This is a genomic window from Flammeovirgaceae bacterium SG7u.111 (assembly GCA_034044135.1).
In the GTDB taxonomy this organism is placed as follows: domain Bacteria; phylum Bacteroidota; class Bacteroidia; order Cytophagales; family Flammeovirgaceae.
The window spans coordinates 4,983,112-5,009,574 of the sequence record CP139021.1 but is presented as its reverse complement, the minus strand read 5'-3'; the positions used below and the strand labels follow the sequence as shown (position 1 = coordinate 5,009,574).

The 26,463-nt window shown below is 43.8% G+C and carries 9 protein-coding genes; all 9 read left to right on the top strand.

Annotation, left to right across the window (positions count from 1 at the left end; genetic code table 11):
* Window positions 1-130: 130 nt before the first annotated feature.
* On the top strand, window positions 131-7,435 hold the full coding sequence (locus tag R9C00_19495; protein WPO33886.1) for a carbohydrate-binding protein: 7,305 nt from the start codon (window positions 131-133) through the stop codon (window positions 7,433-7,435).
* Window positions 7,436-7,555: 120 nt separating this feature from the next.
* Window positions 7,556-11,095, top strand: coding sequence for a hypothetical protein (locus R9C00_19490; GenBank protein WPO33885.1), 3,540 nt, complete (start codon window positions 7,556-7,558; stop codon window positions 11,093-11,095).
* Window positions 11,096-11,173: 78 nt separating this feature from the next.
* Complete coding sequence (locus tag R9C00_19485) at window positions 11,174-13,834, top strand: glycoside hydrolase family 31 protein (GenBank protein ID WPO33884.1); 2,661 nt, start codon at window positions 11,174-11,176, stop codon at window positions 13,832-13,834.
* Window positions 13,835-13,893: 59 nt separating this feature from the next.
* A complete protein-coding gene (locus R9C00_19480) occupies window positions 13,894-16,689 on the top strand; it encodes a chitobiase/beta-hexosaminidase C-terminal domain-containing protein (protein ID WPO33883.1) in 2,796 nt (931 codons plus the stop codon).
* Window positions 16,690-16,753: 64 nt separating this feature from the next.
* Entirely contained in the window at window positions 16,754-18,532 is a 1,779-nt protein-coding gene (locus tag R9C00_19475) for a hypothetical protein (GenBank protein WPO33882.1), read from the top strand.
* A gap of 4 nt (window positions 18,533-18,536) precedes the next feature.
* On the top strand, window positions 18,537-20,141 hold the full coding sequence (locus tag R9C00_19470; GenBank protein ID WPO38780.1) for an alpha-L-fucosidase: 1,605 nt from the start codon (window positions 18,537-18,539) through the stop codon (window positions 20,139-20,141).
* 123 nt (window positions 20,142-20,264) lie between these two features.
* The gene (locus tag R9C00_19465) at window positions 20,265-22,562 is read left to right on the top strand and encodes a glycoside hydrolase family 3 N-terminal domain-containing protein (protein WPO33881.1); all 2,298 of its coding nucleotides are present in this window, start codon (window positions 20,265-20,267) and stop codon (window positions 22,560-22,562) included.
* 56 nt (window positions 22,563-22,618) lie between these two features.
* On the top strand, window positions 22,619-25,285 hold the full coding sequence (locus R9C00_19460; protein WPO33880.1) for a hypothetical protein: 2,667 nt from the start codon (window positions 22,619-22,621) through the stop codon (window positions 25,283-25,285).
* Between the two features lie 68 nt (window positions 25,286-25,353).
* Entirely contained in the window at window positions 25,354-26,448 is a 1,095-nt protein-coding gene (locus R9C00_19455) for a glycoside hydrolase family protein (protein ID WPO33879.1), read from the top strand.
* The last annotated feature ends 15 nt before the right edge of the window (window positions 26,449-26,463 follow it).

Sequence of the window (26,463 nt, the reverse complement as noted above, 5' to 3'; positions counted from 1 at the left end):
CTATTGTTTGCAGTTTTTTATCTAATAAAACTGTATCCTGCTTATCAGCACAACCTCTTTAATTATACTTCACTTAACTACTATCTATTTATGTAAACCAATTAATTATTTCTGAAACTGTAAAATGAAAATGAAAACTAAGACAAAATGTAACTATCGAAAGGAAGGGAGTTTACCCTGCCTTTTTGAACCAAAGCGCTTTTTGGCAGCGCTTTTTTTCTTGATCAGCTTTAGTGCCTCGGCACAGCAGATTACAGTCAATTCGTTGCAAGAATTGCTGCCGTATCTCAAGCAAGATAATGCAGATGTAAAGTTGGCTCCAGGGACGTACACGGTTACTCCCGATGACATCGTGAATGGCGATTTTCCTGACTATACGACCGTGGGAGGAGTGAAAGCCTATGTGCTTTTTCTTGTCTCGGGAAATAACAGTACCTATGATTTTACCGATGTAACCGTCAATGTGGAGACGGCTGTGTTTAATGCTTATACAGATTCCTATGACGATTTTTTCGAAGTACAAATTACAGGTAATAACAACGTTCTTAAAAACTTGACTTTAGTAGATGTGGGGAGCGTCCATGATTACCCTAAAAATGGGGCACTCAATGTTTGTATGGATGGTTCGTACAACAGGATCGAGGGCTTTCATATTACCGCAAAAGGTTCGTACCCTTACGGTTATGGCGATGCTTTTGGTAAAGGGGGCACGTATACCATCAAGCACTTTAAGCACAGCGCTTTCTTGATTAGGGGAGAGTCGAACCATGCAAAAGACAATACGATCATTCACCGTTCTTATGGTCATTGCATGTTTATGCAAGCTGCTAACAATCCTAAAATTGAAGGTTGCTACCTTGAAGGCGAGATGCGTTCTACAGATGACATGCTCGCTGAAGAAGGGACAGGTACTGCGGCTGATTTAATTGATTTTTACACGGTTTGGGGCTACCGATTGCCAGCAGGCTATATGAAAAGTACCGGTGAAGCTGGTATTCGAGCTTATAATGCAGGTAACACCGTAATTGACGGAGTGGAGTATAGCCGAGGAACTTCTAACGTAACAGTATTGAACTGTACCATAAAGCATTTGCGGACAGGTGTAACCGTTGCCCATGCCACTGGAACAAAGTATGTAGAAGGATGTATTGCAATAGGTTGCGAGAACGGCTATTCGCTTGGTTCGGGAGATGTAGTTGATAGTTATGCAGACTGTGCTTATGGGCCAGTTTATGCAAGTACCTACACAACTGATAAGAATTATAATGCAGAAATTACGATTATTCCTGCTGAAGATCCATACTACAACGGTTCGGGAAATGTTGCCTACATCGGAGGTAGCAACCACAACATTACGTTGAAGAGTGCCCCAGGTCTGGTTATTGACCAAGATTTAAAAATTAAAGTAGGGGGTGAGAGAAACCATATCAGTACCCAAGGGGAAAGCCTTTCCAATCAGGATGACTTTACCGCAACGAATATTGTGCTTAATAACAACACTAACTTCGCTGTAGAGCTAAGGGAACAAACCTCAACGATTACCGGAGTTTCAGGAGGCATGGTAACTGACTTTGGTACGAACAACAACCTCGTACATACAGCAGTTTCTGTTGGGAAATATGAAGCGGAAGGTTTCAGCAATGCAAGTGGCGTAACCACAGAAATTACTACCGATGAAGGTGCAGGTGAGAATGTGACGTCAATTGAGGCTGGCGACTGGATGGAGTACGAAATTGATGTTCCTTTCGATGGCACTTACACCATGGCATACCGAGTAGCCAGCGAATCTGCAGATGGAGATTTTACGGTAAGTGTTGGTGGAGAAGAATTGGAAACCGTCTCTTTCACGGCTACGGGCGGTATTCAAACATGGGGCACGGTTTCTTCTGCATCTCCCATTTTTTTAAGTGCTGGAATACAGACAATCAGGGTGGCGGCAAACTCATCTGGTTGGAATTTCAACTGGTTGGATTTATTGCTGGAATGCGCTGTAGTAGAAGTAAAACCATATGCAGAAGTGTACAATATGGTGGGAACGACCATTAGCACGCAAGAATCTTTTGATGTGTCTATTTTCCCAGGCAATTCGGCAAGCTTGCAGCCAAAGCCTGCTGTAGGAGGCACTTGGAGCTGGACTGGTCCTAATGGTTTTACCGCAGATACAAGGGTGGTTGAGTTTGACGATATCCAAGCGGATGTTGCTGGAGCTTATGAAGTAACCTTCACCAACGACTGTGGCCAGCAAAATACAGCGGCTTTCAATATCACTGTTCAAGGTTCGGTATTGGTAGAAGCAGAGGCATTTTCAAGCATGAGCGGAGTAACTACAGAAGCAACTTCCGATGTGAGCGGCGTGGAAAATGTAACTTCAATAGATGCAGGCGATTGGATGGAATATACTGTTGTGGTACCGTTTTCGGCTACTTATGCTTTTGATTACCGCGTAGCCAGCGAAACAACTGATGGCGATTTTGCGGTAAGCGTAGACGGGCAAAGTATTGGGCAAGTCACTTTCCCAGCCACTGGTGGAGCGCAAACATGGGCTACGGTAAATACCACTTCGGCTATTTACCTAACAGCAGGAACGCATACGCTGCGCCTAACTTCAAACGCTGCAGGTTGGAACATCAACTGGTTAGAATTGAAGGGGCAGGGTTTTGTGAGTCCTTGTAACTTACCATTTGAAAACGAAGGGTTTACGGTGCAAAATGCTTCTGTAGATTGGTCATCTGGTCTCATGGATATCACTTGTGTTTCAAGTGCCAATATTTACGTGCAGTTAAGCGAAACAGGAGCATTATCTAGCGCAGATAATATCAATGTTTATTACAAACTTGATGGCGGTGCGCTGACCTCGATTTCGGAAAGTACAGGAAGCCTAAGCGAAACGACTGCAATTGTAAAGAACTTGACAGGAAGCACCTTAGAAGTAATAATTCAAGGGACTTCTTCAAGCGAAGAAAACTACTACACCGTAACAAACATTAGCGTAGTAGAAACTACAGATCCATTTGCAAGAGTTGAGGCAGAAGACTTTGACGATATGAATGGGGTGAAAATAGGAACTACTGGCGACATTGATGGAGTGCAAAATTTAGGTTCTATTGCCCCGGGAGAATGGAGTATGTACGCTGGCCTTGACCTTACCGGTGTAAAAAGTATCAATGCCCGTTTGGCTTCTGTGTATGATGATGCGTACGTAGAAGTTCGGTTAGATGCGGTGGATGGACCGCTGGTAGGTAAAGTATATGCAGCAAATACGGGTGCATGGCAAACGTATGAAACGACTAGTGGCTATATGCTAGACGTAACGGGTATTTACGACGTGTACCTAGTGTATCAGACCAAAGAAAGTCCTAACGTATGCAACATCAACTGGTTCCAATTCTCCGATGTATTTGTGAAGCCTCCAACAGATCCTTACACAAGGTTTGAGGCTGAAATTAACGACGGCGAAAGTGGAACTATCGCTTCACCAACCTCCGATGTAGATGGAGAAGAAGAAGTGGGCAGCATTCAGGACGGTGATTGGATTAAGTTTGATTTGTTGGATTTGAGAGAAGCTGACGGAATTGATGTACGAGTAGCCAGTGCAACTGATGGTGGAACTATTGAAGTAAGGCTAGGTGCTACTGATGGGGAAATTGTTTCTTTTATCGATGTACCAAACACAGGTTCTTTAAGCACTTGGGAGACGGTAAGCACAGCTATTGACGAAGTAGATGGCGAATACGATGTCTATTTTGTATTCAGAGGAGCAGGCACTGATTTGTTAAAAATCAACTGGCTTAAGTTTACAAAATATGTAAACCCATTTGGAAGAATAGAAGCCGAAGATTATGACGGTCAGTATGGAAGCTTTACGGTTGGAGGAACATCAGACGCCGAAGATAATGGCGTAGGATCTATTTTGAAATCTATAAAACCCGGTCATTGGGTCCAGTTTTCGGATATGGACCTTACGGATGTAAAAAGTGTGAGCACTCGCTTTGGAACTCAAGTTGGCGATGCTTTTATAGAAGTAAGAGTAGGAGCTGCCGATGGTGAGTTGCTCGGAACTATTGATATGTACAACACGGAAGGTTGGCACAATTGGGAAGTTGCAAGCGGAAATATCACTCCTAAAACTGGTATTTATGACGTGTATTTTATTTACCAAACAGAGTCAAGCGCCAATGTGTGTAACAGCAACTGGTTCCAGTTTTCTGGGCTTGAGGTAAGTGAATCAATTGAAGCATTTGCAAGAATAGAAGCGGAAGGGTACAGCAACGCAAGTGGAACTGCAACGGCGGCTACTTCAGATGTGGACGGCGAAGAAGAAGTCGCTTCTATCCAAGACAGCGACTGGATCATGTTCAAAAATGTTGACTTGACCGATGCTGGAGGCCTTGATGTTCGTGTAGCCAGTCCTCATGAAGGCACTACCATTGAAGTGAGGCTAGGCGCATATGATGGCGCATTGATCTCTACTGTTGAAGTACCAAACACAGGTTCGGCTAGTGCTTGGGAAACGGTGAAATCTGAAGTAGAAGAAATGGAAGGTGAGTACAATGTATATCTTGTATTCAAAGGAACATCTGCTGACCTTGTGAATATCAACTGGCTACAGTTTACCGAATTTGCAAGCCCACTAGGTTACTACGAAGCCGAAGATTTTGATGATATGTACGGCATCGACACTCAAGCAACTTCTGATGATAACGGAGACGAAAACGTCGGTTGGGTTCACAACAACGACTGGATCATGTTCAGCGAAGTTGATCTAACCGGTTTTGTAGATATTGATGTACGCTACAGTACGCCAAATAGTGGGTGTACTGTTGAATTACGAGTAGGTGGGGTTGATGGCAGGTTGATCGGAAATGTCGAATTGCCAAACACTGGTAATTGGAGCAATTGGGCCACTGTCAATTCAGAGCTTTTAGAGGTAGAGGGTGTTCACGATGTGTATGTTATATTAAAAGGTGGCGGAGGCTATTTGTTTAACCTTAACTGGCTTCAGTTTAACCAATATGCAGATCCATTTGCAAGGCTCGAAGCGGAAGATTATGATGCGAATGATTGGAGGAAAGCGAGCGTTGGTGGTACAACAGATGCTGAAGATAATGGTGTCGGGTCTATCCTAAAGTCGATCGTTCCTGGCGATTGGATCATGTTCAGTGATGTTGATCTTACTGGGGCAAAAAGAGTGAGTACTCGTTTTGGCTCTATTTACGATGATACATATGTTGAAGTAAGGACAGGAGCTGCTGATGGCGACCTCATCGGAACTATCAATTTGTATAACTCTGGTGGCTGGCACAATTGGGAAACTGCAAGTGGAGACATCACCGGAGAAGTTACAGGAGTGCATGATGTTTATTTTATTTATAAAACAGTATCAAGTGCAAATGTCTGTAATAGTAACTGGTTCGAGTTTTCGGAGTTTGGTTTAGAAGAACCAGCAGAGCCTTATGCAAGAATAGAAGCGGAAGGCTACGATTTGGTGAACGGAACAGAAACAATAACTACTTCAGATGAAGATGGTGAAGAAGAAGTTGCTACTGTTCAAGATGGTGACTGGATTATGTTCAGCGGCTTTGAATTTGTAGATGCTGGCGGCATTGACGCTCGTGTTGCAAGTGCTGAGGGAGCAACCATTGAAGTTAGGTTAGGCGATTATGCAGGCGAGCTTTTGTCAACTATTGAGGTGCCAAATACAGGTTCAGCAACTACTTGGGAAACAATTGGGGCTACTATGGATATCGCTGATGGCGAATACGATATTTACCTCGTTTTCAAAGGAGGGGCAATGAGCCTCAACTGGTTTAAAGCTACCAGAAAGCCTATTGAAATAAGTACTCTTACTAGGCTAGAAGCGGAAGATTATTTCTCACAATCAGGTATAGAAGTAGAAACAACTTCTGATGAAGAAGGAGACGAGCAAATTGGTTCAGTTGAAAATGGAGACCATGTTTCATTTGATGTGAACGTGCTCAATGCTGGTATCTATAAAATAGCATATAGGGTTTCTTCAGAGCTAGGCGGAAACATTGCCATCCAAAACGAAGGAGAGGTTTTAGGGACAGCTACTATTCCAACCACGGCAGGCACTTGGGAGACCGTCATTTCCCTGGTAAGGCTAGAAGCGGGCATACAAACGCTCGAGTTCGAGTTCAACGGCGGAGAAGGCTACTTGTTCGACCTGAACTGGATGGAGTTCGAGTTGTCGGGCATCTCATTGGACCTAAGCTCCAAAACGAAGGGAAAGGTTGACGACAACAGCATCCATACCTATTTCGACGTGGCCAACACGGGGACAGATAGCGTTGCATTGGGCGGGTTGACCATCCGCTACTGGTTCACCGCAGAGGATTATACGCCACTGGACTTTTGGTGCGACTATGCCAAATTGGGCAAGTCCAACATCACAAGCTCTTTCCACAAGAGCACGCCTGCAAGGTCTGGCGGGTACACGTACTTAGAACTTGGCTTTGCCCAAGGGCTCGACCTCTTACCGGGGACAAGCACCGGCGATATCATGACCCGCTCTGCAAAAAGCGACTGGACGGCTTTTGACGAGGCGGACGACTATTCTTACCTCCCTTCCGGCAGCTATGTAGAAAACACGCAGGTCACGATGTACCTAGATGGTATTTTGGTATGGGGCGAAGAACCTGAAGCTGAGGCAACAACCGCTTCGTTTGTGGTAGAGCACAAGGCGGGGGACGCAAATTCCCCTTACAACAATTCCCTGAGGCCAAACTTTGAGATCAGGAATACGGGGAACACCGTCGTTCCGCTTTCCGATGTGACCATGAAATATTGGTTCACCTCCGAAGATGCGACGTCGACCAATTTCTGGACCGACTGGGCAGAGATGGGCAATGGAAAAGTAGAGGGCACCGTGGAGGAGCTGGAAACGCCGGTAGCCGGTGCGGACAGGTACCTTGAGATCGGCTTCACTGCCGAGGACACCTTGTACAGCCTAAGCGGTTCGGGCGAGATCCGCACCCGTTTGGCGAACGCCAGCTGGGCGGCTTTTGACGAGACGGACGATTATTCATACGTAGGCACGAACACTTACCAAGCAAATGCGAACATCACGCTCTATGTAGGTGGCGAGCTTGTCTGGGGCACAGAGCCAAGCGGGGCCGCGCAACGGGTTGCGGCAACGGCTATCGTGAGACCAGAGGAGATTTTTTCCGGCATTCTCCTTTACCCGAACCCAATGGATAACAAGGCAAGCCTAGAGTTGGCGATGCCGCAGGCGGGAGTTGTAGGCCTCAAGGTGATCTCGCTTACGGGCAGGATCCTGCATTCCGAGTTGAGGGAGCTTCCCCAAGGTAGGCAAGTGCTGGGTCTCGATATGCCCGGGCTATCGGATGGCATCTACATCATGAACATAAATGTGGATGGGGAACAGATGAATTTACGGTTTGTGGTGAGACATTAATTTGAAATAGATCTAACTAGGCACCATGGCTCTTGTAGGGCTGTGGTGCTTTCAATGTTTTAATTGAGATGAATTTTTTAGACGGGGGTAGCCTCTATTGGTGACTTAAACGATAAAATAATGAGAATTACCTACTATGGATTTTTTGTAAGGAGAAATAAAAATAGGACGACTAAGTTGGTCTTGGTCTTGATTGGGATCATGATGGGAAGTTTGTGCCATGCCCAATTTAGAACCCAAGTGGGGAATGAAGATTTTTCCGATTGGTCGGGCATTTCAAAAGTCAAGAAAGGTATAGCCCATGCGAATAGTGGAGATACAATTTCCTATACCTATTCAAACCAAAGCCGAATTTATTTCCCTAAAATCAGTAGGAATTATTTTGGCGATGCTGCCGATTGGACCAATTATGAAGGAATTGCTTTTGACATTTACCTAAAGCCGAATACCAAGGCCGAGCTTTCGGTTATGTTAAAAGTAGATACATTGGACTACCTAGAGCTGAACCCAGTGAGCACTGCAAAAGTGGGCCTAGTGGGGCAAGGTTGGCAGTCTGTTTATATTCCTTGGGACATGTTTGATATAGACGCAGGGCAAAAGTGGGGCACTCTTTTCGCCATAAAACATGTGCAGCTAACGCTCAATTTCGCAACTAATTCGACCTTCCAAATAAGAAATTTTTATGCAACAAAAGGGCAGTCCGTAGGGTTGCAATCATCCATCCAAGGGAAATCATCAGATGCGGGAACCTCGGTTACCTATGAGGTGGAAGTAGGCAATACCACCGATATCCAGCAAGGCGTTCGGCTCAGAATAGAAACCGAAGGGTGGGAATCAATGAAAGCATCCATCGAACCAAATTATTTTGATTTAGCTCCGGGAGAAGCAAAAAAATGTAAGCTGACAGTAAACATCCCCTCAAAGTTACCTACCGGAATCCGAGAAAAGCAGGTAGTGAAAGCAATTGCTAATGGAGCTGCTGTCACATCTATCGAGTTTACTACTGCCGTACGAGTGCCAACCCCCAATATTGTGTTTACTGCTGAAGGGTGGCAAAAGGTAAAAGATAAGGTTGACAAATATGAATGGGCTAAAGAAGGCTTAGAAGAATATGAAAACAGGGCAGAAAGATGGGAAGCACCCAAAGGAAATGATTTTTCTGACCTAGAAGGAGAAGACCTACTGGGTAAGTCGGTGTTTAACACGGATGGCAGACGCATCCTAACGTGTGCCATTGCCTACCAACTAACTGGTGATAACAAGTATGCAGAAAAATGCTTAAAAGTCATTCGCCGATTGGTTCGGGAAGAAGATGGATACCCTGCCACCTTGGTGGGAGGAAGCAATTCATTTGTAGGGGAAGGCAAATTTTGGCAGTCGATTGGTCGCACATACGACCTTATCCGCGACTGCGAATTGGTTACAGAAGAAGACCACAAGTTAGTTGAAAAGACTTTTAGGTTGTTTGTTACCCGAACTATCCAAGGGAATACCCGTGGGGCTATCAGCAACTGGAATGTTGCCGAGCTCACCGCAGCACTGTACTGTGCCCTGAACTTGCAAGATTGGCATCTGATAGACCAACTCTTGACCTCGCCAACGGGTATTTACAAACACTTGGAGCATGGAATTATGAGCGATGGGTGGTGGTACGAGTGCGCTGTGGGGTACAACACTTGGGTGGCAACTGAATTTTCCGAAACAGCCATTGCCCTAGAACCTTGGGGCATCAATTTCAAAGACATGAAATTTCCCATAGGTACCACCAAACATTTTTCGCTTTTGGCAAGCAGAAGAAAAGGGGGGATTTATGGGATGCAGTTTGAAAAATGGGGGAAAATTGAGCGCAACAATGTGAGCATAAAAGACATGTGGGATGCCTCTATTCCATTTTTGGATTACCGGGGAGTGTTGCCCGCAATTAACGATGCCGTAGATGCTAAGGTGGCCGGCCGACCTTATGAGTTGGCTTATTTCCTCTACAAAGACCCAGAATATGCTGCCATTATCAATCGGAGCAAAGGGCGTGATTTGTTGTATGGAGTACCCGATCTGCCAAACGTCACTTCCGAAAAAATGAAAGTATCGGCTTATGCCGACAATATGGGTATTGTCCAGTTACGATCCAAAGGAAAAGAAAGAGAGCAACGTGAGCAAATTCAGGCAACTTTGCATTACGGTTCCCATGGAGGATACCACGGACACTTCGACCGCACCAACTTGGTAAGCATGATGCGCTATGGCCGTAGTTTTTACGGTACTTTGATGTATTGGTATAGCTATCAGAGTTATCTGTACAAATTTTTAAAACAGACATCTATCAACAAAAACATGGTAGTGGTGGATGAAAAGATGCAAGAGCCAGTTGAAAACTTCCGAAAGCTATTTTATACAGGAGAAATGATGCAGGCAACTGCCATAGAAACTAACTCAAGGTGGAGTTATCCTCCCTATGGTGGAATTGTTTATGATCCTGAAAAACCTTTTTCACAAAAGATGTGGGAAGAAGGTAGAACTATTCCTATTCCAGAAAATGCGCCTGAATACGGGGCTTGTACCGAGTTTACCGAACCTGTGATGCAGCGCCGAGTAATGGTGGTGCTGGACGATTATATAGTCCTTGCCGATTACCTCAATGCAGAAAAAGAACACCAGTTTGACTGGATGTTTCAAGCAAAAGGGTTTAGGGACATCACGGCAGATAAGAAAGAATACCTCCGCCATACCAACCAAATGAATGCAGACCCTTTGGGTAGCGCACAATTTATTACCGATTGCAACTGGTACAAAACCGAAGGGACTTCCCGAACCCAATTCGAAATGTGCTGGGGAGATAGTTGTGATAATGAGGGAGTTCGGTTGCCGCACAGTACCGAAGGGCCCTTAAAAATTGATGTGTTCAACGCATGGCCCCAACAAAACGAAATTATGATTGGCACTTCGACCGAGAATTTTTATGTAGACAAGCAATTGTGGTACACCGTGAGTGCCGATGGCAATACGTTGGTGAACGATAGTACAGGTGCATGGATTTTGGGAAGCCAACAAATAGTAGCGGATATTTCTGGAAAAACTACCTTGGAACTCACCACAAAAATAGGAGGGAAGGCAAGGAACAACACCATTTTTTGGGGCGATGCAAAAATTGTTTTAAAGGACGGTTCTGAAGTATTGGTTTCAACTCTTCCTGTGAAGTATGAAAATATTTTGATACCCTCAACAAAAGGGAAAGATTACTACGGTGGCCCTATCAAAATAGGAGGTGAACCAATGGCCAATTCAATTCCCGGAATGCCAGAGAATGCGAAGGAAGCTACAAAAATAATGATAGACCTTTCGGGCATGGACGCTGCCACTTTTAAGGCAAAAATTGGTGGAGATTTTCCTTTAGGAAACGAAGCCTCACGCTTGAAATCCATGGCGGTCAGAAGCTATGGAACAGAAGCCCGATATCTTTCGATAGTTGAACCTTACGAAAATGAATCGATGATCAAATCGGTAGTAGCAAAAAGTGCTAATGAGTTAGTGGTTGAACTAATAGACGGGAGGGTTCAAGAGTTAACCATATCAGGAATTGAAAGCAATACGGAGGAAATAAAGGTGTCGGTTAAGGAAACGAAAGCGGGGGAAGTTCTTCGACAGGAACAGACCTATGAATAGTAAAATTAGCCAGTTTGGGTTTTAGATTAAAAAGCAATCAACGATTAAATACTTCACGAGTAAAACTTCACAAATGAAATGAAAAAGAATAACAGAATATTCAAATTAAACAGGTTGTTAGGCTATTCGGCCATCCTCTCTCTTCTGCTCTTTAGCTGCCAAACACACTTCAAATATGAAGTGCAAAAAACAGCTCATGGTGTAGTTGTCCAAATGGACAGCACCACAATTCAGGTTGAGATAATGGATGAGGCAATTGTTCACATCACAAAAACTTTAAGAGGTGAAGAAAAAGCTTCTTTACCCGATTACGTAACCGTTTTAGAGCCGCAGAACGTACCGTGGGACTTTTCAGAAACGCAGGAGCAAGTAGCAATCAGCACCGCTGTTTTAGACATTCTAGTCAATAGCGATGGAACGATCATTTACCGCGACAAGGCTGGGAAAGAGCTTTTGGCAGAAACAAATGAGCTGTCCTATATAAATCCCCAGGGTGAAGAGCATACCGTTTCCCAAGCATTTTATGCTGGAGATGAAGCTCTGTATGGCTTGGGGCAGTACCAAAGTGGCATCATGAACTGGAAAAATGTACCTATTCGCTTGCAGCAGTACAATCAGGAAATTGCCATTCCATTTTTGGTTTCTACCAATGGCTATGGTATTTACTGGCACAATTACAGTCTTACTGACTTTAATAGCCCACAAAATGAGGTTCAGTTTGGCGCTGCCAGTATGGTAGAGAGTGCAAAAGACGAGCAAGTAGCGCCAGTTGATGGGGAAAAGGAAAATGTAGCAGCTTATGCCAGCAAGGAAAATATAGAGAAAAATATACGGGAAACTACCTTCACTCCGACCAAAACGGGAGAATATACTTTTATGGCACTGAGTGATAACAATGGTCGTATGCGAGGTGAGATTAGGGTGACAATAAATGGGGATGATATAATCAATTACTCCACTATCTGGATGCCAAGAAGGTATTCGGGAAGGAAACAACTGGAAGCAGGAAAAACATATAAAGTTGTGTTTCAAAACACAGGAGCGAAGATTCCTGGGCGCTTGTTCTATAATGAGCCTGATTATAACAAAACTGTTTTTAGTAGTAGAAAAGGAAATGCAATCGATTATTATTTCGTACAGGGCGAAAACCCAGCAGAAGTTATTTCTTTAAATCATGAACTGACGGGAAAAACCCCCATGTTTCCCAAAAGTGCTTACGGTTTTTGGCAATGCCGTGAACGGTATCACGACCAAGAAGAATTATTAGTGAATGCACGTGAGATGAGGGAGCGTAAAATCCCTTTTGATAATATTGTTCAAGATTGGTTTTACTGGCCCAAAGGAACAAAAGGCCCAGAGTGGGACAGGATGAAATATCCAGATCCAAAAGCGATGGTTGATGAATTGAAAGCATTAAACCTGAACCTGATGGTTTCGGTATGGCCTGAGGTGAAGAACGATGGGATAGAGGAGAGGTATGGTCTTGACAAAATTGAGAGCAGCAACTATATAGATATTTACGACCCAGAAATCAGAGAGGGTTTTTATCAAGCATTGAGCGATTCGATGTTCCAGTTTGGGGTGAACTCTATTTGGCTAGATGGTACTGAGCCCGAAGGGGTTAAAGACACTAAAGTAAATACAGCAGTGGGGCTTTATGAAGAGGTTCAAAATCCTTATTCGCTAGAAGTTACCAGAGCAGTGTACGAGGGGCGAAGGAAAGAATTTCCTAACGAACGTGTTTTTAACCTGACTCGCTCTGCATATTCTGGGCAGCAGCGTTATGGAGCTACTTCTTGGTCTGGAGATGTAGAGGCTTCTTGGGAGCAATTTTCAGAACAGATTGCCGCAGGCCTGAACTTCACCATGGCAGGCGTTCCGTATTGGTCGCACGATATTGGTGGTTTTTTTAGAGATTCAAAGTCGATTAATCCAGAGTTTGATAGTCAATATACCAATCTTGAATATATTGAACTGCTTACACGTTGGTTCCAGTTCGGAACATTCAGCCCCATTTTCCGAATCCATGGTTATGTTTCCGAAACAGAAATATGGCGCTACGGACAAGAATTTGAAGACATGGCCCGCAAGTTTATTGATGTCCGTTATCAGCTGATGCCCTACATCTATTCCGAGGCTTGGAAAATTCACAAAGATGGGCATGTGCTGATGAGCCCATTGGCGTATTATTATCCGAACGATAAAAATACCTGGGGAATTAAAGATCAGCTATTTTTTGGAGAGTCGATAATGGTAGGGTTTGTAACAGACTACAAGCAGAGGAATAAAGACATTTATCTGCCTGAAGGCAAATGGTTCAACTTCTGGACGAATGAACAAACCTTAGGAGGCAAGACGATCACGGTTGCAGCCCCTTTTGATGAAACGCCCATTTTCATAAAGGCGGGGTCAATCATCCCAATGGGACCTAAAGTACAATTTGCCACCCAGCAATTTGACGATCCTTTGCAACTGCACGTGTATTCGGGGGCTGATGGAAGCTATGAACTTTACACCGATGAGGGAGAGAGCTATGCCTACGAAAACGGTGTGTACAGCATCATCCCAATGAAATATGTTGAGGCAGAGAAAAAGTTGATTCTTGAAGAGGCAATTGGCGAATATCTCGATTACCAATCAGTTCCTCAGGAGTTTACCCTCTTTTTTGATGGAGAGAAATTGGAGACAGGGGTAAGCTACAAGGGAGCAAAAATAGAAGTAGAATTGGCTGGGAAGTAAAAATAATAGATTCTGTATAGTTTGATTTATCGGAATGATTTTTTTGTAAAAAAAGAGCTATGAGATATAAAATGCTTTTTGTACTGTTGCTAGCGAGTAAGCTGCTTATTGGGAAAGAGCTATTCGTTTCGCCTATTGGGGATGACAAAGGAGAGGGTACAAAAGAAAGCCCTTTTGCTTCTTTTTCAAGAGCGCTGAGCGAAACAAAGGCGTATGCTGGAAGAGAAGCCGTTACTGTTTGGTTTAGCGAAGGCGAGTATTACCTCGGCCAAACCATTGAGATAGGAAGTGAGTATTCAGGAACACCTGAAAACCCCGTTGTATTTTCCGCTTTACCGGGGGCAAAGGTAACTATAAAAGGGTCTAGGCGGTTGGGGTACTTGAAGTGGAGTGAATTCAAAAATGGGGTTTTTGTAGCCGAATTGCCTTCAGGGCTTGATTTTGATCAATTGTTTATCAATGGGGAACGGCAAATAAGGGCACGTTTTCCAAACTATGATTACCAAAACCCACTTCGAGGAGGCAAGGGATACCTTCAAGTAAAAGGCGGGACAAACCATCGGTACGATACATGGTTTTCATTCGATCCGAATACTTTCACGAAAAAGGAATGGAAACAACCGGAAACGGGAATAGTACACGCATTTCAGAGCCACAACTGGGGCAATATGCAGTACCGAATTAAGACGGTCAACCGCAAAGAAAATAAGGTGTATTTGGGCGAAGGGGGGTGGCAGTTACAGAGAAAACATGGAATTGGGGGGGAAGGAAAAAAGACATCCTGGTATTTTGTCGAAAATATATTTGAGGAGTTAGATGTGGCAGGAGAGTGGTTTTTGGATAAGGAAACTAGGCAGCTTTATTATTATCCAGAAGCGGGAGTGAAGTTGGCTGATGCTAAGGTGGAAGTTACCGTGTTAAAAGATTTGATTCAGCTGAAAGGGACAAAAGATTCGCCGGTAGCACATATTCAATTGAAAGGCTTTCGTTTCACGCAATCAGCGTTCACTTTTATGGATAGCTACGAGCCTGTTGCCCGTGGAGATTGGGCAATTCATAGAGGCGGGGCTGTATATTTGGAGGGCGCTGAGAACTGCCTTGTAGAAAATTGCAGTTTTGAGTATGTTGGAGGCAATGGCGTGTTCATGAGTGCCTATAACCGAGGCAACAAAGTGACAGGTTGCCGGTTTGTACATACTGGTGAAAGTGCTGTTTGTTTTGTCGGGTTGCCTTCGGCCGTTCGTTTTTACCAAACTTGGGACGATAGCCAAATACATGGCAAAGATTGGGAGGAGATGCGTGAGAACATGGATTTGACTCCAGGTCCTAAAACCCCCGATTACCCGAAAAACTGCGTGGCAGAAAATTCGATAATGCACGATTTTGGAGATGTCGGTAAGCAAGTGGCAGGAGTGTATATTTCCATGAGCCATAAAATAACAGTATCTCACAATACTATTTATAATTGTCCGCGCGCCGGCATTTGTATCAATGACGGAACTTGGGGCGGGCACATTATCGAGTATTGTGATATTTGGGAAACGGTAAGAGAAACTGGCGAACATGGTCCTTTTAATTCTTGGGGACGGGAGCGCCAATGGAAGGGATCGAGGGGTACGGATGACCATTTTCTAAAAGAATTGACAAAGCTGGATGCCATTGATAATGTCATTATACGAAATAACCGCATAGCGAACTACCGCAAATCTATCAGCGCAGGCAACTGGACGATCGATTTGGACGATGGCTCAAGTTATTTTGAAATATACAACAACCTAAACCTCGGTTCAACCATCAAATTGAGGGATGGAATGGCTCGTAAGGTCTTTAATAACATCACCGTAAGTGCAGTTCCGTTGGGTTGGCATGTGTGGCCAAAAGAGTCGCAGGACGAAATTTACCAAAACATATTTGTGATTTCGGGAGCTGTGCCCGGAAATGAGGAAGCAACGGCTCAGTTTATCCGACCAATTCGCTTGCCTACAGAAACCAAATGGAGTACCAATTACGATCGTAACTTGTATTGGAATATAAATTTCCCAAATACCCCTGAGATAGTCAAGGGTAAATCGCTGCCCGAATGGCAAGCCGAAGGCTACGACCAGCACTCTGTTGTAGCCGATCCGCTCTTTGTGGATCCCGTCAATGGAAATTATCAGGTAAAGGAAAATTCACCTGCATTGAAACTAGGTTTTAAAAACTTTTCAATGGATGAGTTTGGACACCAGATGACTCGTATAACTCCTTTTGGGGGCGAATTTTCAGAGCCAAAAATATTGACGATAACATCCGATGTACGGGCTGGAAATGGTGCTAAAATTTACTTCACACTTGATGGGTCCGAACCAAGTGTCCATTCTTTAGAATATACTGGTAAGGTGAAACTAGCTCATTCTGCAACGGTAAAAGCCCGAACTTTTGATGCAAATGGAGTTCCTGTAGGCTTTACCGCCAAAGCTGATTTTAAGAGAGTAGAAGAGGTTGTTCACCCGAGCTGGCTCAGCACACTGCTTGCGGGGGAATATCAGCAAAAAAGAGGAAAAGCTTCTACTGGTGCATTAGAAATGGAAATTCAAGGTGCTTTGCTGGTCAATATTGCCGATGATCCTGATCTGATAGACGCTACGGGAGGGTATGACTTTGGTTGTTATATCAAATTGCTCGTTCCTGAAAAGTCAAAAATGTGGCTAGATGCTGAACTGGTGAGTGATTGGGTTATTCAGCAAGTCAATGGAAACAAGGTTCGAGATATATCAGACCTTCAGCATTACCTTAAAAAGTATCAGGGGGAAACGGTAATCATCACTGCGGTGAGGGATTACAACTCAAGAAAGTTTGAAATCAACTTTCCATAGGATTTATAATGCTACTTGTAAACTACAAGCAGCTGAGATTTTTTATCTTATACTAAGAGTGAAAATGAAAAGGGTTTTAACATACTATACATTATCTGCTTTCATCGTACTTCTTGTGCAGGTCGAGCTTTGCGCTCAAGATGAGGGCAGGTCTTATTGGAACAACAACATTCCTCTTGTTTCGTATCGCTTGCCTCCGCCTCCTATAGGTTACAAACCAGTTCAGGAAGACTTGGATGGGGATGGCGATCCGGACATTATTTATTCGGTCACCATTCGGAATACGCCCATTATGTGGATAGATGACGACGATGACTTGAGAGAAGGAGATTTTGAGGGAGATACGGATAGTGATTGCCTATTGATAGATGTGAACAAAGATGGCAAATATTGCGATTACGAAGATATAGCCGTGGACTGGATTGATAAGGATGGAGATGGCATGGCAGATATGCAGGTATTTATCGAAAACGCAAAGGAAGGGGCTAAGAAGTGGGGTCCTGGACATTATTTTTGGGTAATTGATAGCGACAAGGATAATGTCTTCAACTATATAGACTGGAATACTTTTGAAGTACGTGCATGGCTTCACGAGGGAAGTTCTAATTTCTTCGAAGATTATGTGGGGCAGAGTACATTTCTGAAAGCACACACTTCTACCTATCATATGGAAGATGTACGCCTGAATTGGGAAAACCCCTTTTTATTCTTCGATCATGACGGGGATGGTTTAACGGAAATGGCGTTTAGGGCATTGGATTCACCAAAAAATAGAGATACAGTATTCGTAGAGGGAAAGGTGAGCTATGTAGGAGTTTCCTTTGATTTGGACAATGACAATGCGCCGGGAAATGAATTTGATTACGACATGTCTTTTCGCTTTCGGGGAGAAGGCAAGGGATTTGACTATATGGATCAAGTACACAAGTTCAAGAACGTGCGAGTGGAGGAAGCCGATAAGTTTTTCAAAGATCCTCGCTGGAGGCAGGTTACCGAACTCATCTACCCTGATTTTGACACAGCGTTGGACTTGACATACAACCGAGGTGAATGGGATAATATCTACTTTTCGTACGATGAAGATGACGATTGCGAACGCTGGGAAAGGGTGGAGTTCTATGATCCAAAGAGCCTTTTTACAATAGGAGGGCGAAACGGTGGATTGGATAATAATTTACAAGCCGATGCTATAGGGGATCGAGGCGAATGGGACCTAGACAATAGCGGAAAAGGAAACATTTATATTTCAAAATTTGATGGGAGGATTCATCTCTATGGTGCCGAATGGGGCGCATGGCGGGTAGATCAGCTAGCGTATTCCTACCAAGGTTTTGGGGGAATGTATGATACATATACGCCAAAATGGGAGCGACTTCAGAAAGAATTTACCCCGTTCAGCACCTTCAAATATGAAGATACGGACAACAACGGCTTTATCGATCAAATTGAAATGGATATAGATGGAGATACTCTTTTTGAAAAATCCGTCTCGCTTCTTGAGTTGGGAATCGATGACAAATGCGAAATTATTGATGCAGCTAAAATGTCCTACGAAGATTATCGAAAACTGCACACTTCTATGTCGGAAGGTATTTGGGCAAAAGCCCAGGCTGCGTTGGACGTTGCAGACAAACTAGGGTTGAACACCTCTTGGTATGCCTTCATGAAAAATCCAAAATCGGACTACCAAAAATATAGCTACGGCTACTGGCTACAATTTTATGTGTACATGGATTTGCTGGACCAGGCCAAGCGTGTTGAAAAGGGCTTGAAGCCTGATAAAATCGATAAGGCCTATTTCGAGGGAAACTGGGAAATATTACTTGACCAAACGAAAAAATAGTGTGATGAAAATATCTCGGCTCTTAATTCTATTTGTCATTATTAGTATTACAAGTTGTACGCCCAAAAAGGAACGTACTTGGGAAGAAATAGGCACACAGTACGAAGTGCCAAAATGGTTTACCGATGCTCGGTTCGGGATATGGGTACATTGGGGTGCGCAAACATTGCCCGAATATGGGGGTGGTTGGTATGCTCGCCATATGTACATGCAAGATGTTGGTAACCAGACTTTCGGGAAAAATGCATATCCCTATCACCTCAAAAGGTTTGGGCATCCTTCTGAAAAAGGATATAAGGATGTGATTCATGAGTGGAAGGCCGAAAAGTTAAACACCGATGAGCTTTTACAATATTTCACGAAGGACTTGGGTGCTAAATATTTTATGGCGTTGGCGCACCACCATGATAATTTTGATAACTGGAACAGCACTTATCAGGAGTGGAATTCGGTGAATGTTGGTCCCAAGCGAGATATTATTGGCGAGTTTAGTGAGTCCGCCAAAAAATTTGGTGTACCCTTTGGAGTAAGCACGCATGATGAGCGCTTTTTTGAGTGGGGATTACCTGCTTTTGGTGCAGATACCTCCGGACCATACAAAGATGTTCCCTACGATGGCCGCCTAACCAAAGAAGATGGAAAAGGTACGTGGTGGGAAGGAATGGATCCTACCGGATTATACGGCCTGCCACCCGAGCAAAGGACACCAGAATGGGAAGAGTTTTGGAAAGAAAACTGGTTGCTCCGAATGAAGGATTTGGTCACCAAATATGATGTAGATTTTTTGTGGTACGATGGCAGGGGATTTCCTTACGGAGAGTATGGAAAAGAAGCCTTTCGTACATTTTATAATAACGACCTCAACAAACACGGGAAAATCAATGCGGTAATCACAGGAAAAATTCCGGGTGGTGATCCAGCCATCGTTCATGATATAGAACAAGGGGTGGAAACAGAAATTTATCCAGAACCTTGGCAAAGCATCTGTTCTTATACACATTGGTTCTATAAGAAAGACGATCCGTCGAGGCACGACGCCAAAAGCACCATCGAGTTATTGATAGATGTGGTGAGCAAGAATGGCAACTTCGTGCTAAATGTTGAGCTTTTGCCCGATGGGACTATCCCGCCAGAGCACAAAGTGATCCTTGATGATTTTGGAGCGTGGTTAAAACTGAATGGTGAAGCCATCTACGCTACTTCGCCTTGGAAGGTTCACGGCGATAACCTCTTTTCCATCGCTGCTGATACCTCATCCAGCAATGCCAATATGGCCAATACCGACCTTGTAGATCAAAAGAAAAGAAAAAGTGTACAATTTAACAATCGAACAAAAGACAGTCCTGCATACGGGCACGATCAAGTGCGATTTACCACCAAAGGAGATATGCTATATGTTTTTGTATTGAACCCAACAGAAGGGGAGATTGAAATTCCTGCACTGGGGCTTGGTTCAGCTTATCAGCCAAAGCAAATACATTCTATGAAGCTTATAGGGAGTGATGGTCCGGTTCAGTTCAATCAAGCAAAAGATAAACTGATTCTGAATGTTCCAGCCCAAAGGCCAAGTCAATATGCAGCAGTTTTTGAAGTAAAAGGAGCTCTTTAACCTTTCCAGCCACGAACTAAGTAGAGTTCAAAATATAAATGAAAAATGAAAAAAATACTAATTGCTATCTTGGCCACACTATTGTTTTCATGTGTAGAACAACCTCAAAACACTGAAATATTTATGGCTAGACCCGAACCCTTTTCCACCCCAGAGATTGCTGCTCGTGTAGATTCCATCATGGCGACAATGACCCTCGAAGAAAAAATTGCCCAAATACAAGGCATCCGCCCAACGGAGCTTTTGAAAGACGGAAAACTTTCGCTTGATAGCTGTCGCAAAAAAATACCCAACGGAATTGGTCATATGTGTCAGTTTTCTTCTTCGTTTACCATGGAGCCTGAGGAGTTACGCGATTTTGTGCGGGAGGTTCAACGGTATCTCATGACGCAGACAAGGTTGAAAATCCCAGCTGTTTTCCACGAAGAAGCCATTACCGGATTTTCCACCAAAGGGGCGACAACGTTTCCCCAGCAAATTGGTATTGCCTGTTCTTGGAATCCTGAAATGGCTACCCGAAATGCCCTGTCAACCCGCAAAAACATGAAAGCAGTAGGCGCTAATTATGCCTTGTCGCCCATGCTCGATGTCATCCGCACCGCCCATTGGCCAAGAATAGAAGAAAGTTATGGTGAAGATCCTTACCTAACCTCCACCATGGGTGTGGCTTTTGTGAAAGGCCTGCAAGGCGATGATTTCAAGTCTGGAATTACTGCAACCACGAAGCATTTTGCAGGCTACGGAGCAAAAACTACCAACGAAAAAGATTTTTTTGAGGATTACCTGATGCCGCATGAGGCGGTTATTAAAGTTGCTGGGGTTAAAAGTGTGATGCCCTCGTATGCTGCTTACAAAGGAGTGGCTGATGTGGCTAATCCTGAGTTACTCAATGGAATTCTCCGAGGTAAAATGGGTTTCGACGGGATAGCGGTGAGCGATTATCATTCCATTGACCATGTACATGATAAATGGGCACAAGCTAGTTCTTTCAAAGAGGCTGGAGTGATGGCCTTGAAAGCGGGAAATGATCTAGAGTTTCCAGTTCCCAAAACCTACGAGTTTTTACCTGAAGCACTTGAGGATTCTACGATCTCAATCGACGTGATCAATACGGCTGTGAAGCGTTCTCTGACAATGAAAATCAAATTGGGATTGTTGGATAACCCAGTTTTTGGAGTAGATGGAGAGTTGGATTTTGATCCGCCGGCTAATAGGAAATTGGCTTATGAGGCCGCTTGCCAGTCCATTGTTTTATTAAAAAACAATGGGATTCTTCCTTTAAAAGTAGATGAAATAAAAGATGTTGCATTGCTGGGACCAAACTCCGACAATGTGTTTTGTTTGTTAGGAGATTATACTTATCAGTCAATGATTACCTATTTCTGGGGGCAAACTTTTGATCCTAATTCTCCCAAAATTGTGAGCATTATAGAAGGGCTGGAAAACAAATTGGGAGATAAAGTCAATATCCATAATGAGCGGGGCTGCGACTGGACTGAACCATTGGGGACTATAATAGATCCTAATAGTTATGGAGACGGTGAACTGGGGACAGCAAAGAAAAATATATTGAGCAGAGTTGCTCAGCCAGATTTGGAAAAAGCACTTTCCATAGCTCAGAATAGTGATGTGATAATAGCTGCCATGGGTGAAAATACGTACCTGTGTGGGGAAAACCGCGAGCGTGAAGGGATTCGCCTACCAGGAGAGCAAGAGCTGTTTGTAGAAAAGCTTATTGAAACAGGAAAGCCTGTTATTTTGGTGATTACTGGAGGAAGACAGCAATTGGTGGACAAGTTTGAAGATAAATGTGCGGCTATTGTTCAGGCATGGTTTCCGGGTGAAGAAGCGGGCAATGCCCTTGCAGATTTGTTAGTCGGAAATGTAAACCCATCTGCCAAGCTTTGTGTGAGCTACCCAAAAGATGAATCTGAACAAGAATTAAATTATCAGCACGGATACAAAGACGTTCAGCCTCAATACCCTTTTGGCTATGGACTGTCTTACACAACGTATGCGTATTCCGATTTCAGCATGCCAGCAAAAGTCAATTTGAGCGATGCAGGTTTTACCATCTCCTGTACTGTTGAGAATACAGGTTCGATGGACGGTGCAGAAATAGTCCAATTATATGTATCGCCAGTTGATGAATCATCTTCCATGGATCCCATCCAGTTGAAGGGCTTCAAACGGGTTAATTTGAAAGCAGGCAAAAAGAAAACGGTTGTATTTACAGTATTTCCTCAACAATTGATGCACTATTTAGAAGAGGGCTGGAAGGTAGAAGCAGGTAGTTACGAATTTAAAATTGGTGCTTCCAGTGTAGATATCCCTTTAAGTGGAACAATACAGCTAGAAGGAGATGATCTACTGCTGGAGAATAGAAACACATTTTTTTCTACAAGTAGCATTACTGATTAAATTTAGATATACGCTACCTGTGGGGATTAACATCACTTTAAACGAACCAAACAACGATGAATAACAGATTGATTTCAACCACGATTTTATTTTTTGTATTGGTGTTTCAGCAGGTCAATGCCCAAAACCGACCTCAGTTGTTTGCCAAAAACGAAGACAGACAAGCCATTCTTGAAAAAATTGAAAATGAAGAGTGGGCTGCCTCTGCTTGGAAAAGGATAAAAGAGAATATTGACGTTTATGTAGACCGCCATCAAACCGACCCTGAGTGGATCGTTTCCCGCATGTCTATGTACTGGAAAGATGGCGAACGCTATACCCAGTGCTACATTAAGAAACAGAACTGGGACTACGGTGAAGGAAATGCACCCATTCCGACGGTAAGGCTTCCGGGAATGCGTACTTGGAATAGTTACATCAATGTTCCGCTGGAAGATCGTTTGCCATACAGCGAAAACGGTGACATGTTGGCTATTGACCGTGCCAGCGACGATAAAACTCCGGTTCTGGTACCTTATAAGAAAACCGGGCACATGATTCGTTACAACAACAATGAGATTTTGACCTTGGCCGAGGAAGCTGCTTTTGCCTACTGGATTACCCAAGAAGAAAAGTATGCCGAATTTTCCGCAGATATTTTTTGGACTTGGTTGCTAGGGACCTATTACATGGAGCCGCCACTCGACCCTGAAAAGTCTACAGGAGGATATGGTGGCTACGAACCAAGGGGGATTATGGGATACTACGATTACGAACAGATCCATGACGATCATCAGCAACACGGTGCGTTTGTTTACGATTTTCTTTACGATTACTTAAAAGCGAATCCACATGAACATCTTGAAGTGATAGGGAAGGATGTGGTGGACGTTGCGGGCGTAGTGTTTAAACGCTTTGTCGACCTTGGTTTGGTTCGAGGTGGTAAGCGAGGCAACTGGAACGTCAATGGTTATAAAAATATCGTTCCTTCTATGCTCATATTAGAATCGAATGAATTTTATGAAGACGGGAAAGGAAAAGAATATTATATCCCTTACTATACCGAGATCACCACCGATTACCACGAGGCCTTGCCCGATTTTATCAAAAACTTCGATGAAGTTACCGGGCTGTGGCCCGAGTCTCCTGGGTATGCGTCGGGAATGATTTCAGCTGTGCTGGATATTGGAATGCCACTTTACAATGCCGGCATAAATACCATTGGCGATAATCCGCTGTTGCAAAAAGCCGCTATGGCCAACTTGGGTTGGCTAGATGCACGTGGTAATCTTGTGCTATTTGGCGATATGCGTGGCGGGCCAACCAACTTCTCAGTTTTTGAAAGAATGTTGGCTTACTACACTTGGCAGAATGAGCCCGAAAATGCGAAGAAAATGGCCACGGTAATCCGTAAAGGAATAGTTGCTGGGCAATACAACCGAAGCAAAAGTAACTGGAAAGGGCTTTGTTTGTATCAACCTCTTCCCGAGTCAGGCAGCGAATTGCCCTATCACAAAGCGGCTTATTCTGAGCACCATCGCCACCTGATAATGAAAAATGGTAATAGCGAAGAAAACGGGTTGATGTTTACCTTGTATGGAGGTAAAAAAGGAGGTCACCTAACCGACAATGGGTTGTGCATGCAATTTTATGGTAACGGTTATGTCTTAAATCCTGATGCTTCTGCTTACGAATCGTACTGGTCGGACGATGCCAAATACCACCGTGGAATAGCTGGGTCAAACACCATAGTTCCAGGATATAAACGAGGCGAAATAACCATCAATGCAATGGATCCGGTTGTGGATGAAACCAACAGCTTTTACAACACCTCGGAAACTTCTGCAACCTGTTCTTTTGCCGATGTAAGTGCCGATGAAAAACGACGTTTGGTCGCTATGGTTCGGACTTCTCCAAGTACAGGTTATTATGTTGATGTTTTTCGCTCAAATCAAAATGATAACGATAACTTACAGCATGTGCTAGGAAATGAGGTGGTTTTGAAGGATGCAAGAGGCAAGGTACTGAACCTTGAAAAAGTGGCTAAAATCGACAACCATTATCATGAAGGGTATGCTTTTTTTGAAAACTTGAGGTTGGCTAAATACGATGAGGATTTTGTTTCAACTTGGACAACTACTCAAGTGGAATCTGCTTATCATGTTGATATGTGGATGATGGGACAGGATAACCGTGAAATTTATATTGCCGATGCCCCACCGTCAACCTTGCGTACCGATTTAACTCCGGGCGGTGTGAACCGAAGTCCGCAACCCACTCCTACGATGATTTTGCGCCAAACAAAAAATAATGCACAAACTAGCCCGTTCGTGGCGGTTTTTGATGCCTACAGTGAAGGAGAAAAAGCAATTGGCTCTATCACAAATGTGGCTTCAAATGAAGGTTTTGTTTGTATTGAAGTTGACTCCAAAAAATTGGGAAAGCAACTCATATTGAATGCCATTGACAAAGAAAACTACAAACCGGAAAAGCAGGTGGAATTTCAAGGGACATTTGGAATTATCTCTGAAGTTGCTGGCAAGCTAGACTACTTGTACCTAGGTAGTGGTAAGGTGTTGAAAAAAGGGAAAGTGAGTATAGAGGCTGTAGAAGGTGATGTAGCTGCCGAACTTAGAAATGTGGATGGGAAATATTTCTATTCTGCAAATAAACCGGTGACGATAACGACAGAAAAAGGGAAAGCCAAAACCTATCCAGCAGGTGAGGATTTGCCTGTAGAATAGAAGTGAAATATATTATAAGTGTTTTTTTTTAATAGACTGATAGTCAAATAGTATTAAGCTAACTCGATATGAAAATGAAAAGCTTTGTGTTGTCGTTTTTGTGCCTGATTTGCCTTTCCGCAGCAGGTCAAAATGTAATCTACGATAACTTGGGCACTGCTCCTGTAGGCGGAGGGCTTGAAATGGAAGAGTATTGGGTCTGGGGCAGTTCTGTGATAAAGGGCGAAGACGGGAATTATCACATGTATGCGTCCAGGTGGCCAAAGTACTTGAAGTTTCATCCTGGCTGGATGATCGCTTCCGAAATTGTTCATGCCGTTTCGGCTACGCCAGAAGGACCTTATGAGTTCAAAGATGTGGCATTGGGAGCGAGGGGTGCGCAGTATTGGGATGGAAGATCTTGCCACAACCCCAAAATTGTCAAATACAAAGACACGTACCTGTTGTACTACATGGGGTCAACGCACCCATTTGAAGAGGTAACAGAAGAAAATGCAAGTGAGCTGACCTTGTCCAGCAAATGGTGTATTGGAGGGCGTTGGGGAAAACGTGTGGGTGTGGCAACTTCTAAGAGCCCAAATGGTCCGTGGAAAAGGCTCGATGCACCTATTTTGGATGTGAAACCCAATTCATTTTATAGTTTCCTCACTTCTAACCCTTCTCCATTGATTAAGGAAGATGGCTCTATAGTGCTCCTGTTCAAAGGGAGAAGTTATAGGGAAGATGGGTTGACACACTCTGGTCAGTTTATAGGGGTGGCTACTGCTCCTTCTTACGACGGGGAATACACCGTAATGGGTGATGACCCGCTTTTTTCATCTGAAAAGTTTGGTGAGGTGGAAGATCCCCACTTGTGGAGCGATGATGAAGGCTTTCATATGATTGCCAAGGACATGACGGGTGATATTGCCAAAAGCCATCATGGGGGAGTTCTTGCCCATTCAAAAGATGGTCTTAACTGGGTTCTGGACAAAAATCCATTGGCATACACCCGAACAGTGAAATGGGATAATGGTGAAGCTATTAAGCAAGGCCAATTGGAAAGACCTTTTGTTTTTGTAGAAAATGGAAAGCCAACGCACATATTCTTTGCTACAATGGACGGCCCTGGTGGATTTGGGAATGGTACTAAAACATGGAATATGGTCATTCCATTGAAATAGGTCCAACAGAGCTAA

Excerpts from the sequence above, each read along its gene's own strand:
- R9C00_19495 (WPO33886.1), top strand. The coding sequence starts at position 131 with ATGAAAACTAAGACAAAATGTAACTATCGAAAGGAAGGGAGTTTACCC.
- R9C00_19490 (WPO33885.1), top strand. The coding sequence starts at position 7,556 with ATGAGAATTACCTACTATGGATTTTTTGTAAGGAGAAATAAAAATAGG.
- R9C00_19485 (WPO33884.1), top strand. The coding sequence starts at position 11,174 with ATGAAAAAGAATAACAGAATATTCAAATTAAACAGGTTGTTAGGCTAT.
- R9C00_19480 (WPO33883.1), top strand. The coding sequence starts at position 13,894 with ATGAGATATAAAATGCTTTTTGTACTGTTGCTAGCGAGTAAGCTGCTT.
- R9C00_19475 (WPO33882.1), top strand. The coding sequence starts at position 16,754 with ATGAAAAGGGTTTTAACATACTATACATTATCTGCTTTCATCGTACTT.
- R9C00_19470 (WPO38780.1), top strand. The coding sequence starts at position 18,537 with ATGAAAATATCTCGGCTCTTAATTCTATTTGTCATTATTAGTATTACA.
- R9C00_19465 (WPO33881.1), top strand. The coding sequence starts at position 20,265 with ATGGCTAGACCCGAACCCTTTTCCACCCCAGAGATTGCTGCTCGTGTA.
- R9C00_19460 (WPO33880.1), top strand. The coding sequence starts at position 22,619 with ATGAATAACAGATTGATTTCAACCACGATTTTATTTTTTGTATTGGTG.
- R9C00_19455 (WPO33879.1), top strand. The coding sequence starts at position 25,354 with ATGAAAATGAAAAGCTTTGTGTTGTCGTTTTTGTGCCTGATTTGCCTT.